11 protein-coding genes and 1 tRNA gene are annotated in these 16,146 nt (G+C 35.5%); 3 read left to right on the top strand and 9 right to left on the bottom strand.

The genetic code is table 11. The features are described from left to right. Window positions 1-658 precede the first annotated feature (658 nt). The gene (locus HGP29_RS26795) at window positions 659-1,639 is read left to right on the top strand and encodes a M23 family metallopeptidase (protein WP_168885550.1); all 981 of its coding nucleotides are present in this window, start codon (window positions 659-661) and stop codon (window positions 1,637-1,639) included. A 243-nt stretch (window positions 1,640-1,882) separates the two neighbouring features. After that, a complete protein-coding gene (gene ald, locus HGP29_RS26790; RefSeq protein ID WP_168885549.1) occupies window positions 1,883-3,007 on the top strand; it encodes an alanine dehydrogenase in 1,125 nt (374 codons plus the stop codon). Between the two features lie 71 nt (window positions 3,008-3,078). Here ald and HGP29_RS26785 read toward each other — a convergent pair whose 3' ends face one another. From HGP29_RS26785 to HGP29_RS26765, 5 genes are all read right to left on the bottom strand, one after another. Beyond that, complete coding sequence (locus tag HGP29_RS26785; protein ID WP_168885548.1) at window positions 3,079-4,212, bottom strand: tetratricopeptide repeat protein; 1,134 nt, start codon at window positions 4,210-4,212, stop codon at window positions 3,079-3,081. A 145-nt stretch (window positions 4,213-4,357) separates the two neighbouring features. Further along, window positions 4,358-6,274 (bottom strand): molecular chaperone DnaK, encoded by a 1,917-nt coding sequence (gene dnaK / locus HGP29_RS26780; protein WP_168885547.1) that lies wholly within the window; start codon window positions 6,272-6,274, stop codon window positions 4,358-4,360. Window positions 6,275-6,651: 377 nt separating this feature from the next. Next, window positions 6,652-7,161 (bottom strand): 5-(carboxyamino)imidazole ribonucleotide mutase, encoded by a 510-nt coding sequence (purE, locus tag HGP29_RS26775; RefSeq protein WP_317169971.1) that lies wholly within the window; start codon window positions 7,159-7,161, stop codon window positions 6,652-6,654. A gap of 95 nt (window positions 7,162-7,256) precedes the next feature. Continuing rightward, on the bottom strand, window positions 7,257-9,524 hold the full coding sequence (locus HGP29_RS26770) for a tetratricopeptide repeat protein (protein WP_168885545.1): 2,268 nt from the start codon (window positions 9,522-9,524) through the stop codon (window positions 7,257-7,259). Between the two features lie 47 nt (window positions 9,525-9,571). Then, window positions 9,572-9,955 carry a hypothetical protein gene (locus tag HGP29_RS26765; RefSeq protein ID WP_168885544.1) on the bottom strand — a complete coding sequence of 128 codons (384 nt, stop codon included), beginning with the start codon at window positions 9,953-9,955 and terminating at the stop codon, window positions 9,572-9,574. Window positions 9,956-10,045: 90 nt separating this feature from the next. On the opposite strand from HGP29_RS26765, the gene HGP29_RS26760 reads away from it, so the two are divergent. Further along, window positions 10,046-10,121, top strand: a tRNA-Met gene (locus HGP29_RS26760). Window positions 10,122-10,238: 117 nt separating this feature from the next. Here HGP29_RS26760 and HGP29_RS26755 read toward each other — a convergent pair. The 4 genes from HGP29_RS26755 to HGP29_RS26740 all read right to left on the bottom strand — a co-directional run bounded on the left by HGP29_RS26755 (window position 10,239) and on the right by HGP29_RS26740 (window position 16,090). Further along, complete coding sequence (locus tag HGP29_RS26755) at window positions 10,239-12,296, bottom strand: transketolase family protein (RefSeq protein ID WP_211093431.1); 2,058 nt, start codon at window positions 12,294-12,296, stop codon at window positions 10,239-10,241. Window positions 12,297-12,418: 122 nt separating this feature from the next. After that, window positions 12,419-13,093, bottom strand: a complete 675-nt coding sequence (gene fsa, locus HGP29_RS26750) for a fructose-6-phosphate aldolase (RefSeq protein ID WP_168885543.1) — start codon at window positions 13,091-13,093, stop codon at window positions 12,419-12,421. Between the two features lie 33 nt (window positions 13,094-13,126). Next, window positions 13,127-14,626: a xylulokinase gene (locus HGP29_RS26745; RefSeq protein ID WP_168885542.1), complete on the bottom strand. Its 1,500-nt coding sequence runs from the start codon at window positions 14,624-14,626 to the stop codon at window positions 13,127-13,129. 63 nt (window positions 14,627-14,689) lie between these two features. After that, complete coding sequence (locus HGP29_RS26740; protein ID WP_168885541.1) at window positions 14,690-16,090, bottom strand: sugar porter family MFS transporter; 1,401 nt, start codon at window positions 16,088-16,090, stop codon at window positions 14,690-14,692. Window positions 16,091-16,146 lie beyond the last annotated feature (56 nt).

The following is a 16,146-nucleotide window of genomic DNA, read 5'->3' as shown; positions in this document are numbered from 1 at the left end:
GAATTGTCTTTTATGGATCCGCTTTCGCTGATCTTGTAATTACTTTTCAATACATTAAAAGAACGTTTGAGACATTGCCCAATGAACTGTATATCAGTTTGTTTTGTGCTACTCCGTTTGAGAAGCGAGTGCAAAGGTAAGAACTAAATTTTAATCTCCAAACTCTTTTTTAAAAAAAATTATTTTATTTTTTCGAGCTACTTTCTGAAGATTTTCAACTCCCACTCTCTGCTTAAATAAGACTAACGTTTTAGTCTTTTATAACCGCCTCTTTTCAGAAGCGAGTGCAAAGGTAAGAATAGAAATTTAATATGCAATGCTTATTTGATTTCATTTGAAATTTTAATTTGCATCACTATCTTCTTTGCAAAATGTTGAAATGAATAGTACTCACAAGAAGTGTTTTTCATTTAGCCTTCCGTTTGAAGGGAGTGCAAAAGTATAATATCTTTTTTTAAAGTCAAATAGTATTTTAGATCATTAAGAATCCACTAAAACACACTTATAAGTACTGTATACTAATATATCCCTAATTATTAATCCCTTAGTAATCATAATACACATGTAAGGAGCTATAGATTTCACACTTGAAAAAGTGGGTATTTTTTATTTATTTGCAGGTTGAACTATTATAGAATCTTTTTGATTCTAATATTATATGGCAAAAATTAAATACTATTACGATACAGAAACGTGTAGGTATGAGAGAGTTAAGACCTCTCCATTAGATATGTTTGTTAATATTACAGGCTTATTATTTGCATGTTCACTGTTCGGATTCTTCTTTTCCGCTATCTACATTAAGTATTTTCCTTCTGCTGAAGAAGCTAGATTAAAGAAAGAAAATACTGATTTACTATATTCTCATGAATTACTTCAAAAGGAGGTCAATGAGGTAAAGGACGTTTTAGTGTCTTTACAAGACCGTGATGATAAAATCTATAGAGTAATTTTTGAAGCAGAGCCTATTCCGCAAGAAATTAGACAAGCTGGTGCTGGTGGATCTCAAAAGTATCAAGATCTATTAGATAAAAAACTAGCTCGTGAAGATATGATTCTTACGACATTGTCTAAGATTGACAATCTTAAGAGACAAATGTACGTTCAAACTAAATCTTACGATGAGATTGTAGACTTAGCACTTAATAAATCTAAGATGCTTGCAGCGATCCCAGCTATCCAACCTGTAGACAACAAAGACTTAAAACGTTTTGCTTCAGGTTTTGGTCTACGAATCCACCCTATTCTAAAAGTAAAGAAGATGCATACAGGTGTAGACTTCTCTGCTCCAAAAGGATCTTCTATTTATGCCACTGGTGATGGTAAAGTTATTAAAGCTAGAAAATCAAATAGAGGTTATGGATGGGAAATCGAGGTAGATCATGGTTTTGGCTATGTAACAAAGTATGCACACATGTCTAAATTCTATGTAAAGAGAGGACAACATGTAACTCGTGGTCAAAAAATTGGTGAAGTAGGTAGTACAGGGTCTAGTACAGCTCCTCACCTTCATTATGAAGTAATTCATAAAAAGAAGAAAGTTAATCCAATCCGTTACTTCTCGAAAGATGTTACTGCGGACCAATATGCTAAGTTATTAGAGAAAGCTTCTGTTGAAAACCAGTCACTTGGTTACTAAATAGATCAAAAATATACACACATCTACAAATCGCCTCATATACTTTTTATTCTGTATATGAGGCTTTTTTATACCCAAATCAGAATAAAACCTATTAAAACTGACATCAAACAAAAAAATATTTTTAAAAACGTTATGTAAATAATTCAATATTATTACATTTGCGATAACTTCAATCTCCCAGACCAAGGGAGTATTACATCGAAATTTTTTACTATACACATATATAAATAACATACAACCATGATTATTGGCGTTCCTAAGGAAATTAAAAACAACGAAAACCGTGTTGCACTAACTCCTGGTGGTGCGAAAGAACTCATTAAAAGAGGACACGAAGTTTACATTCAGGCTACTGCAGGTAATGGTAGCGGTTTCTCTGACGAGGAATACATTGCTGCTGGTGCTAAAGTTCTTCCTACTATTGAGGATACTTATGCAATTGCAGAGATGATCATGAAGGTAAAAGAACCGATTGAGGCTGAATACCCTCTAATCAAAGAAAATCAACTTCTGTTTACGTACTTCCACTTTGCTTCGTATGAACCATTAACGAAAGCAATGATCGAACAAAAATCTGTTTGTTTGGCATATGAAACAGTTGAAAGAGCTGATAGAAGTCTACCTCTATTAATTCCTATGTCTGAAGTAGCCGGTAGAATGGCATCTCAAGAAGGAGCTAAATACCTAGAGAAGCCAGTTGGTGGTCGTGGTATTTTATTAGGAGGTGTTCCTGGTGTGAAACCTGCTAAAGTAATTGTAATTGGTGGTGGTATCGTAGGTACTCAAGCTACAAAAATTGCTGCTGGTATGGGTGCTGATGTAACTATTATGGATATTGATCTATACCGTTTACGTCAGTTAGATGATATTATGCCTGCAAATGTTAAGACAATGGTTTCATCTGAGCACAATATCAGAGAAGAAATCAAAGATGCTGATTTAGTAATTGGTGCAGTACTTATTCCTGGCGCTAAAGCTCCACACCTAATCACTAGAGATATGCTTCCTACAATGAAGCCTGGGGCTGTATTAGTAGACGTAGCTGTAGATCAAGGTGGATGTTTTGAAACTACAAAACCTACTACTCATGCTGAACCAGTATTTGAAGTAGATGGTGTAATGCACTACTGTGTAGCAAACATGCCTGGTGCAGTTCCTTATACTTCAACATTAGCTCTTACAAATGCTACTCTTCCATATGCTATTCAATTAGCAGATAAAGGATGGGAAAAAGCTTGTCTAGAAAACGAAGAATTAAAGAAAGGTCTAAATATTATCAATGGCGATGTTGTATACAAAGCTGTTGCTGATGCATTTGGATTAGAATATACAAAACTTGAAGATGCTTTAATGGCAAAAGCATAAGTCTTTGTAATGAATAAAAAAGGCCCAAGAAAGTTTAATACTTACTTGGGCCTTTTTTTTTTACTCCTTATTTATGATTGTTGTTTCTTCCATTTCTCCCAATAACTAGAAGAATAAAATAATGGATAACTTTCTTTAGGGAGAATTTCCTCAGGTGTTACCCCTACCATATCTGAAACCTTTAATAGTTCAGTAAGTAAGGATTTGTAATTTTTTTCGATATAGTATGTATCCATTAAAAGAAGCCTAGCATCCGTCTCAAAACTTTCTGACTTCAATAATTTCTTTAATACCTTCTTAGCTTTTGATGTTTTCTCCCAAGAAAGATAGATTTCTGCTTCTCGTAACATTAAGTATTCATCACCTCCTATCAATTCTGAGAGTTTATTATTCATCGCATATGCCATTTCAAAGTTATCTAAGCTCCCATATACTTCCATTAAAAGAAGTCTAATACTTTTATCGTAAGGAAAATCGTCTAGATAAAGGGCTTTTTGTTCTTCAAACTCTGTAATACCACCTTGTCCAGCATATGCCTGAATTAATGCTAAACGGGCTGTTTTTTCTTTTTTAAAGTAATTTGATAACGAGTCGTATTGCTCAATGGTATTCCCAAACATTCCTTCTTGGTTATATCCATACAAATCACGGACTTTTAAAAGAGATTTTCTAAAAGATTTATTAGGGATAAGATCTGGGTTTTCTAAAGCGATAAGTGTTCCTATAATATCAGAAAAATAGACTCCCCCCAGATAAAAATAAACATCGACAACATTCCATTGACCTAAGTGATTTTTGGCAATCAACATCTCATTATAATCGAGCATACCATCACCTTCAATCATACGGTATAGTAGATTTTTATTACCATTTTCGTCCTCTATAACTTTTACAAAACTATACTCTCCTTCTCTGCCGATTTGTTCAATTAACAAATCTCCAAGTCTTAGTTGTTGTCTAAATACTTCTGCATACTCCTTCCAATCAAAAGAAGACTGATGTAATCCTTTGAAAACTCTTTGAGTGAAAACGTCATAATCGATATGCTGATCTACAGTACTTCCATCACCATGGTAGATAGCACTATCTATTGTAATGGCTAATTGGATATCTGTATCTTCGATTGATGTTTGCGCCTTTAGCTGTGTTATTATCAAAAAGACAAGTAAAAATGTCGTGGTATGTAAGCCTTTATTAAAAATCATTCAATGTGTTAGCAGTATTTACCTTTTTGTAAAGGTAAAAAGTAGAGCGTATAAATTACTACAATCGGTAAAAAAAAGAGGTTTTGTTCAAAAATTATGAACAAAACCTCTAATAAACTCTATTATTTAAATATCGCTATCTAAATTATTTTACTTCTTCGAAGTCAACGTCAGTAACGTCATCTGCGTCGTTACCACCTTGTTGTTGATCAGCACCTGGAGCACCTTCAGCGCCAGCAGCACCTGCTGCGTCACCACCTGTAGCTTGGTACATCTCTTGAGAAGCCGCTTGCCATGCTGCATTTAATGCATCTAAAGCAGGCTGAATTTTATCTACATCTTGAGCTGCGTGAGCTTCTTTCAGGTCTTTCAATGCAGCTTCGATTGCTGTTTTGTTACCTTCAGAAAGTTTATCACCATACTCTTTCAATTGTTTCTCAGATTGGAATACCATTGAGTCTGCTTCGTTTAATTTCTCAGCTTTCTCTTTAGTAGCCTTATCAGCGTCAGCGTTAGCTGCAGCCTCATCTTTCATTCTTTGGATTTCTTCCTCAGTTAAACCTGATGAAGCTTCGATTTTGATTGATTGCTCTTTGTTTGTAGCCTTATCTTTAGCAGATACATTTACAATACCGTTCGCATCGATATCAAAAGTTACTTCAATTTGAGGTACACCTCTTGGCGCTGGAGGAATATCCGTTAAGCTGAAACGACCTAAAGTTTTGTTACCTGAAGCAACAGGACGCTCACCTTGTAATACGTGGATCTCTACAGCTGGTTGGTTATCAGCAGCAGTTGAGAATACTTGTGATTTCTTAGTTGGGATCGTAGTGTTAGCTTCGATCAACTTCGTCATCACACCACCCATAGTTTCGATACCTAAAGAAAGTGGAGTTACGTCTAATAAAAGAACGTCTTTTACTTCACCTGTTAATACACCACCTTGGATAGCAGCACCAATAGCTACAACCTCATCTGGGTTAACACCTTTAGAAGGTTTTTTACCGAAGAATTTCTCAACTTCTTCTTGTACTTTAGGAATACGAGTAGAACCACCTACTAAGATTACTTCGTCAATATCTGAAGTAGATAAGTCAGCATCTTGTAATGCTTTACGACAAGGCTCTAATGATCTTTGTACTAAAGAATCAGCTAAACGTTCGAAATCAGAACGAGATAATTCTTTCATTAAGTGTTGAGGTACACCATCTACTGGAGTGATGTATGGCAAGTTGATGTCTGTTTTAGCACCTGCAGAAAGCTCAATTTTAGCTTTTTCAGCAGCTTCTTTCAAACGTTGTAATGCCATTGGGTCTTTACGAAGATCGATTGTAGGGTGATCTTTCATAAATTCTTCAGCTAACCAGTCGATGATTACTTTATCAAAGTCATCACCACCTAAGTGTGTATCACCGTTAGTTGATAATACTTCGAATACACCATCACCTAATTCTAAGATAGAGATATCGAAAGTACCACCACCAAGGTCAAATACTGCGATTTTCTTATCTTGATTTGCTTTATCTAAACCGTAAGCTAATGCTGCAGCAGTTGGCTCGTTTACAATACGAGAAACTTTTAAACCTGCAATTTCACCTGCTTCTTTAGTTGCTTGACGCTCTGCGTCGTTGAAGTATGCTGGTACTGTAATTACAGCTTCAGAAACTTCAGAACCTAAGTAATCCTCAGCAGTTTTCTTCATTTTTTGAAGTGTAATTGCTGAAATTTCTTGAGGAGTATATAATTTGTCACCAATTTTTACTCTTGGTGTATTGTTAGGACCTTCAACAACGTCATACGCCATTTGAGAGATCTCGTTACCTGCATCAGAATATTGTTTACCCATAAAACGCTTAACAGATGCGATAGTGTTTTTTGGGTTTGTAATAGCTTGACGTTTAGCAGGGTCACCTACTTTACGCTCGCCATCTTGTAAAAATGCTACGATAGAAGGAGTTGTTCTTTTACCTTCTGCGTTTTCAATAACAACTGGCTCGTTACCTTCCATTACGGATACACATGAGTTCGTTGTTCCTAAATCAATACCAATGATTTTTCCCATAACTTGTTTTAATTTATTTCTTTAATTTTTTAAATCTTTTTCAGTTGTCTAACCATTATTTTAATCGAAAGACAACATCTATTAGACAAGGGGTGTGCCAATTGATTTTTTAGGACATTTTGACATGAATCGTCAAAAATTACTGACAAAACTTAGTTTGGCCTTTCCGTTATTCAATTAAAAACTGACATATTTTACCTTGACGAAGAAGTAGTTAGTTAAGTTTACTTTATGCCAAAGATTAAGTAGAATAAATATTAAGACTCTATAAAGTGCTTATTTACTATAAAAAGGCTACTAAAAGTTCGTCATGAAAAAAGGTATAGCCATGTTGTAACATCACTATACCTTTCCATATATATACTATTTAGTATTTACTAGATCTTTGATTTCCAGCCTTCTTTTTCAACGCTTTCAGCAGAATCCAATACTTTATCTTTCATATCCTGCATAAACTTATCGATATTTTTTGATACAGTATCATTAGTAGCACCAACAATTTTTGCCGCTAGAATACCTGCATTTTTAGCTCCATCTAAAGCTACTGTTGCCACAGGAACTCCTGAAGGCATTTGTAAAATAGATAAAATCGAGTCCCAACCATCAATTGAGTTTCTTGACTTTACAGGTACACCGATTACAGGTAATGATGTCATAGAAGCTACCATTCCTGGTAAGTGTGCCGCTCCACCTGCTCCAGCTACTATTGCTGCCAATCCTCTTTCTTTAGCAGTAGTAGCATATTCGAACATTCTTTCTGGTGTTCTATGAGCCGATACGATTGTTAATTCGTAGTCAACACCTAAATCTTCTAGAACTTGAGCTGCCTCTGACATTACTTTTAAATCAGATTGGCTACCCATGATAATACCTACTTTCATGGTTATGGAAATTTGAATTATGATTTATTTGTTTGAGCCACAAAAGTAAGGGCTTTATAGTAGTACTACAAAGCCCTTTAATAATTTATATCACTTTTTGATTATCTAAATCTAGGATCGTTAGGATATCTAGAACGTAACCATTGCCAATACAACTGAGCTTTTTGTTTTTGTCCTGTTTGCTCATACAACGCTGCTAAGGCATATCTTAATGATGGATCTTCTTTCGTGTATTTAAGACCAAGCATATATGTTTTCTCAGCCTCCATCAATTTATTTTGTTTTTGGAGCACCAATCCAAGGTTGTAGAATGCTCTAGAATTAAAGTGATCTAATTCTGTTGCTTTCTTTAATGCTTGTGCTGATTTATCCCATTCTTGAGTTTCAGCATATAATAAACCTTTAGAGTAATACACATCTGCCGCATTTGGATCGACCAATATTGCATTATCTAATTGCTTTTCTGCAGCAGCAGTATTTCCTTGAATAGAATATACTCTTGCTAAACTTAACCTTGCTTCATTCATCAAAGTATCAAATTTCAATGACTGAGAATAACAGTCAATGGCTTTAGCATACTCTTTTCTTCTTTCATAATACTGCCCTTCGCCAAATGGCCCTTCTCTAAAATCTTTGGCTTGACGGAAATAATGCATCATTTCTTTAGTTGCATCTTCATGGGCTTGTTTCCATTTCCCTTTTAATCGTCCTTCTGGTACATCGCCTAAGGCAATTGCGGCAGCAATACGTACTCCTCGTACAGGATCGTTTAAATAAGGACTGATGTAAGAGATTCTTTCATCAAGAGACAATTGTGATAAGTTCTGAATTGAAGTAGTCCTTACCAAAGGTTCTTTATCTTTTAGACCATTAGCTACTGCTTCAATCGAAGATGGATCACCTGTTCTAGCTAAATAATATACTGCAGTTGCTCTTGCTATAAATGGTGCCTTTTGTTCCACAACCATTTTTCTTAGATCATCGATATATTCAGGATCATAACTTCTACCCAATGCTAATGTATCTCTCCAATCGTGCTTATACTCTCCATACATTTTTTTGTAGTTTGTATCTGCCCATTTCACAGATTTCTTAGTATGGCACTGATTACATGCATTAGGAGTTCCTTCATATTTTAAACTTAAATCAGGTCGAGGAGTTCTGAAACTATGATCTCTACGGTAATCATTACCCATATAAACTTCTCCTACCATATGGCAATCAACACATCTCACATTATCTGATAAGCTGTGTTTCGAGTGTGCTTTAACATCATAAGTCTTTGGTTCATGACATGAAGCACATACTTTGTTTAAGTCTTTAAACTTTAATTCAGCTTTATGAGGATCATGACAGTCAGTACATTTTACACCTTCATGATACATTTTAGATTGAATAAATGAACCATAAACATATACCTCATTTAAAATCTGCCCATCATGATAGTACATATTTTCTCTCAAGATCTCTGGTGCATACTGATCATAGAAATTTTGAGCAAACTTTGCATTCTGAACTAATTGAGATCTTCTTGAGTGACAAGGCGCACAAGATTCTACCAATGTTCTTTGGTCTTCGTCTTTTTTGAATTGTTCAATATATAGGCCTTCTACAAAGTCTTTTTTCTCTTCAAAATCTTTTGAATTTGCAAAGTCAACATGTGCTTTACCTGGTCCATGGCAAGCTTCACAACTTACGTTGATAATAGCCCATTTTGTATCAAAAGAATCATTTTCGAAATCATAGTTTTTACGAACATTCGTAGAGTGGCAGTCTGCACACATGGTGTTCCAATTACCACCTCCATTCGCCCAGTGTAACCATTCATAATGCTGAATGTCATCCATGTCATCATGTTGGTTAAACCATTTATTCTTTTCACTATCCCATGTTTCTCTGATCACTTGGATCTTCCCTTTTTCCATTTCAACCATATAGTTTTGTAAAGGGCGGATACCAAATGTATACAATACCTCGTAATCATGGTTTTTACCATCAGGTCCTTGAGTATTGACAAAATATTTGTCTCCTTTCATGAAAAATCTACTCTTCACATTATTGTCAGAGAAGCGAGCATTATTGAAGTTACCCAAAACGGTTTCCTTCGTTGCCTTTTTCATTGACATATCATGATCAGATCCTTTCCATTGGTGGTACTCTTCCTCATGACAAGATCTACAAGTTTGTGTCCCCACAAAGATTGAATCCGGATAAGGTAGATCAACAGAAGTATGATAGTCTTCTGCAACAGCTAAAACATCTTCTGTCTGCTGCTGTTCTTTGTCTTCTGTATTTTTACAACTTTGATAAATCGCTGTCGAAAAAAATAATAAAGAAGCAAGAACTAATAATTTGTTTTTAAGCTTCATTAAACCGTGTACTGATAATAATTCCTTTGATTTCTAATTAAACGTAATCACTCACCTGTTTGTTTGAGTTCCAACTTATCATTTGTTAATAATTGAACGTAGTATTGAGTAGATTCATCATTTACTACAAATGTCAACATTTGTTCTTTAGAATTAAATGACCAAACCCCACTTTCTTGGATAGGTTTATCATTACTTCCTAAAGTTGTACGATTTAATTTTCCTTTTTTAAGTATTTCATAAATATTTCTACCCCCTCTTTTGGCTGGTAAATCTTCACCATGATTAATTAATGTCACCTGTTTGTCTTGTATTTCACTGACCGTCCAAGTTGCTATTAGTTCTTTAGGGTATGAAGTCTTATTCACATTCTGACAAGAAAGAAATAATAATAGTGCTACTGTGATAAAGGCTAATTTTGATCTAATCATCGTATTTAATTTTGTTTGTAATAAAGTTGCAGAATAATTTTTTTTATAAAAAATAATCCTCTACTTTTGCCAAGCATTTAAGAAAAATAGTGCGGGGTGGAGCAGTTGGTAGCTCGTCGGGCTCATAACCCGAAGGTCATCAGTTCGAGTCTGGTCCCCGCTACCAAGTAAAGGTTATTCTAGAAATAGGATAACCTTTTTTTTATTTCTCTCTTCTTAAAATACAAAAAGTCGTTTACACCTAAGCATAAACGACTTTAATTTATTAGATAACTATCAGATCTTACTTCGATAGATCCATTTCTACTATCCCTTCATTTTGTAATTGAGGTAATAACCATTCTACCACTCTATCCGGTGTATAACCAAATTCATGATCCAAAGTAGCTGCAGGAGCAGAATATCCAAAGTGAGTTAAACCGTGGATGTTATTAATATCAACCAATCCTGCTAGTGTAACCGGTAACCCTGCCGTTAAACCAAAAGTCGGAATATTTTTGTCCAATACCTCTTCTTGGTATTCTTTGTCTTGATCTCTAAATAAACCTTCTGATGGTACAGAAATCACTTTAATTCCTAAACCATAGTTTTTATTTAGAAGTACAGCTACAGATGATAAAGTAGAGACCTCAGAACCATTAGCAATTAATTGTACATCAGTGCTTCCTCCTAATTCCAATACAGAATAACCTCCTTTATTTAAGAATTCAGCATCTTTCAGACGTTGCTCTTCTGAAGCTATTGCAGGAATATTCTGACGAGAGAAGATTAAACCAACAGGTCTATCTGCACTTTCTACGGCTAACTTCCATGCATTTGTTGTTTCATATGCATCCGCAGGGCGTAATGCTAAGAAGCTTCGTTGACCGTGATGATTTTTTAATTGCTCTAATAACCTTAGTTGTGCTTCTTGCTCAATAGGTTGGTGAGTTGGTCCATCTTCACCTACTCTAAATGAATCATGTGTCCACATGAAAATCACAGGAGTTTGCATTAATGAAGCAATTCTAATTACTGGTTTCATATAATCTGAGAATACAAAGAATGTTGCACAGACAGGAATAACACCTCCATGTAACCCCATTCCAACTGCTATTGCAGCCATTGTTAACTCAGACACTCCTGCTTGTAAGAATGCTCCTTTAAAATCATTCTTTTTAAAGGCAGTTGTTTTCTTTAAAAATGCTTCTGTTTTATCTGAATCTGCTAAATCTGCAGAAGCAACAATCATATTTTCAACTCTAGTCGCTAAGTGAGCAAGTACTTTACCTGAGGCTGCTCTAGTAGCTACACCTTCAGTTTGAGTGATATTTGACCAATCTACAACCGTATTTTTTCGATCATAGAATGAAACTAATTTGTTTGCTAATTCAGGATACATTTTACTCCACCCTTCTTCTTGAGCTTTTCTCTCATCAGCAGCAGCTTGTTTCTTCTTAATTACTTCTGCATAATGAGCCTTCACTTCATCAAAAATTTGGAATGGATCTTCAGGGTTACCTCCTAATTTCTTTATTGTTTCTGAGAAACTTGCTCCTGAATTTGATAAAGGCTGACCATGAGTTGAACATTTTCCTTCAAAACTTTGTCCCTCTTGATCAATCGCTCCTTTACCCATTACTGTTTTACCAATAATTAGTGTCGGTCTTTCTTTTTCAGAATTTGCTGCTTTTAATGCTGAACGTATTGCCTCGGGGTCATTGCCATCAATTGTGATTACATTCCAGTGCCATGCTTCGTATTTCTTAGCTGTATCCTCAGTTGTTACTTCTTCTACAGTTGTTGATAATTGAATATCATTCGCATCATAGAACATAATTAGGTTACTTAAACCTAAATGACCTGCGATTCTACCTGCTCCTTGTGATATCTCCTCTTGAATACCGCCATCTGATATATATGCATAAGTTTTATGCTCTACAGTTTTACCAAAACGACTTTGTAAAAAACGCTCTGAAATAGCAGAACCTACCGCAAAAACGTGTCCCTGCCCAAGAGGACCTGAAGTGTTTTCTATCATTCTGTGCACATCAACTTCTGGATGACCTGAAGTTGGGCTCCCCCACTGTCTAAATTGTTTTAACTCTTCCATTGAGAAACAGTTCAATAAAGACAATTGTCCATAAAGCATCGCCGACATATGACCAGGATCTAAAAAGAAACGATCTCTTGCATGCCATGAAGGGTCTTTAGGATCAAAATTTAAAAATTCACTATATAAAATTTCAATAAAATCTGCTCCGCCCATCGCACCTCCTGGGTGGCCAGATTTTGCTTTTTCTACCATCGCTGCTGCTAATATTCTAATATTATCAGCTGCCTGTGTATTAATATTTTTCATCTTATTTCGGTATATAATTAGTTGAAATGATCAGATAATGATCTTATTTGCTGGGTTTCATTGATATAAAAAAAGAGAAAAAAGGCCATCAAAGAAGACCTCCTTTCCCATGGAATTAAAGTTTATACTAAAGCCGATTCCTCTTGCATCGTTTTCGCCGCTTCTATAAACTGAGCCAACCCTTTGTCTGTTAGAGGGTGGTTTAATAGTGCTTCAAAAACTGATAGAGGACATGTTGCTACATCTGCTCCTACTTTTGCACATTTCAATAGGTGCATTGTATGACGTACAGATGCTGCAAGAATTTCTGTGTTCAACTCAGGATATTGAGAGAAAATTTCTTTGATTTCTTCAATTAGTAACATACCATCTTGTGATACATCATCTAATCTACCGATAAAAGGTGATACATAAGTTGCTCCTGCTTTTGCCGCTAGAAGCGCTTGACCTGCAGAAAAAATTAATGTACAGTTTGTACGGATCCCTTTTTTCGAAAAATGTTTGATTGCTTTTAAACCATCTTTAATCATTGGTATTTTTACAACGATTTTTGGAGAGATAGCTGCAAGTTCTTCACCTTCTTTGATCATTCCTTCCAAATCAGTAGATAATACCTCAGCACTTACCTTATCTTCTACGATATCACAGATTTTAGCATAGTGTGCCTTGATATTAGCATTACCTACTATATTTTCTTTAGCCATTAAAGAAGGGTTAGTAGTTACACCGTCCAAGATACCCATGTCATATGCTTGTGCGATATCACCTAAGTTTGCTGTGTCAATAAAGAATTTCATAACTATCGATTTTATATTATTTGATGAACTAGATTAAACCATTTGAGGCTCTTTATCTAAAATATTTAAAAGCATTTTTTTCCAATTTTGATAGGCTAGTTTTGTTTCTTCTACCTCATCGATATTTGGATATATTGTTTCGATCACATTCAATGATTGGAATGCATCTTCTAATGATGAAAAGTGTTTAACACCTACTGCTCCACCTATCGCTGCACCTCTTGCTCCATCTGTATCTAATAATTCAATTGGAGCACCTGTGATGTTTGCCAATGTTTGTCTGAACAATGGACTCATAAACATATTGGCATAACCTGCTCTAATTACAGCTGGTTTTAAGCCCATTTCTTGCATCACTTCTATACCATATTGGAATGAAAATACGATTCCTTCCTGCGTGGCTCTAATCAGTTCGTTTGTAGAATGTCTATTAAAGTCTAAGTTTAGATAGTGCGCTCCAACATTATTGTTTTCCAAAACTCTTTCAGCACCATTACCAAACGGTAGGTACACTACCCCTTTGGCTCCAATAGGTGATTTTACTGCTGCAACATTCATTGCCTCATAATCCATATTGCCTGCAATATTTTTTTGGAGCCAAGAATTTGCAATACCTGTACCATTGATACATAATAAAACACCTAATCGAAGAGTATCTTCAGTATGATTTACATGAGCAAATGGATTTACTCTTGATTTTGGATCGTATTTTACTTCATCAGTTACCCCATAAACAACTCCAGAAGTTCCACCTGTAGCTGCAATTTCACCTGGGTTAACGACATTTAGAGAAAAAGCATTATTGGGTTGATCTCCTGCTTTATACGTAACAGGAATTCCTTCTTTAATACCTAATTCTAATGCGATTTGTGAAGAAACTTTACCATGTTCCGTAAACACCTCTTTATAATCAGCCACTAAATTGAATGGTATTCCATAATGCTCTAGGAGCTCGGTATTCAGTCTGTTGTGCTTGAAGTTCCATAAAATACCTTCAGATAAACCTGATATAGTTGTATTTATTTCTCCTGTCAACTTCATGTTGATATAGTCTCCAGGTAACATAAATTTGTGTATTTTTTTGAAGTTCTCTGGTTCATTTTCCTTTACCCACTTCAATTTTGATGCAGTAAAGTTTCCAGGAGAATTCATAAACTGCTTTAAACAGTTTGCTTCTCCAATGGCCTCAAATGCTTCTTGACCAATTTCAACTGCTCTACTATCACACCAGATAATAGAAGGTCGGATCACTTCTTTCTTATTATCAACAATCACTAACCCATGCATTTGGTAAGTGATACCAATAGCACCAAGTTCATCTCCTTTGAATGCAGGATCTTTCTTTAGTTGTTCAATTGCTTTTTTGATAGCATCCCACCACATTTCAGGATCTTGCTCTGCAAAACCTGGCTGAGGAGCATCAATTTTCATTTCCTTTTCAGGATATTGAGCGGATACTATCACTTTTCCGATTTCATCAGTAACTGATACTTTTACTGATGAACTTCCGATATCTAAACCTAAAAACTGCATCGTATTAAATTATTTTTTTGATCGCTGTAATTATCTTACTCATTCAAATGAGGCAATGATCTATTACTTGAAAAGAGTTTCCATTTCCTCTAAAGACTTTCCTTTTGTTTCTGGTACATACTTCCAAACAAAAAGAATGGTCAACAAACACATAAAACCATATACCCAGAATGGAAATGCTCCATGATACGTATTGAAGAGATAGTCATTATCCATCATCATTGGGAAGGTCTGAGAAACGATAAAGTTGAAGATCCATTGAAATGCTACAGCAATGGATAACCCTACTCCCCTTACTGCGTTAGGCATAATCTCAGACAATAAGACCCAAACGACTGGACCTAGTGACAATGCAAAACAAGCGATATAGCCTAAAACAAAAGCTAAAAGCCAAACGTCTGTATTGCCAAAGTATGCTGCTGTTCCAATTGCACTGATACAAATTCCCATTCCTAGTGACCCAATGAGCATGAGAGGTTTTCTTCCAAATTTATCTACAGAGAAAATTGCAATCACTGTAAATAATAGGTTTACACTACCCACAACTATGGTTTGTAATAAGGCTGTATCTGTATTTCCACCTCCTAGTTTTTTAAAAATCTCTGGAGCGTAATACAAGAACACATTAATTCCTGTTACTTGTTGGAAGATGGATAACATCACACCAACAAAAACAATAAACATATATGGCTTCTGGAATACACTTACTTTTACTTCGTTTTTAGAAGCATGAAGTGATAGCTTTATATCATTTAATGATAAAGAAGCGTTTTCCGAAATCTGATCTAATATTTTCAATGCTTCATCGTCTCTATTTTTCATTGCCAACCACCTTGGGCTTTCTGGAACAATAAATAGTAATCCTGTAAACGTTAATGCAGGAATACATTCTGAAGCAAACATCCATCTCCATCCTACTGTATCTATCCAACTGTTATCCCCTAGACCTGCGATATAGTAGTTCACAAAATAAACGACCAACATACCAAAAATAATGGCGAATTGATTGCATGAAACCAACCTACCTCTGTAAGCTGCCGGAGCTATCTCTGCGATATACATTGGAGATAACATAGACGCAATACCTACTCCTAACCCTCCGATGATTCGGAAGATGATAAACACTGTGAAGGATTCAGGTATTGCTGATCCAAAAGCAGATATAAAAAATAGTATACCTGCAATAATTAATGACTTTTTACGCCCTAGAATTGTAGCTAAGTTTCCTGCAGCTGCTGCTCCTATAATACAACCAACCAAAGCACTGGATGCTGCCCAACCTTTCTCTGCTGCTGATAGTTGAAAAAATGTTTCAAGAGATCCTATAGCCCCTGAAATAACTGCAGTATCATATCCGAAGAGTAATCCGCCTAATGCGGCCACAAGTGTTACCTTGATGACAAACCCAAAATTGACCTGCGATTTTTGTTCTATTTTATGTTCTAGTATAGTATTGTTGTCCATTTCATTCATTGCTTTAATTCCTTAGTTGAGTGAGAGTTCGTGAGTTGATAGTTGAA

The organism is Flammeovirga agarivorans, assembly GCF_012641475.1.
Taxonomy (GTDB): domain Bacteria; phylum Bacteroidota; class Bacteroidia; order Cytophagales; family Flammeovirgaceae; genus Flammeovirga; species Flammeovirga agarivorans.
This window is presented reverse-complemented; position numbering and strand designations above follow the sequence as displayed.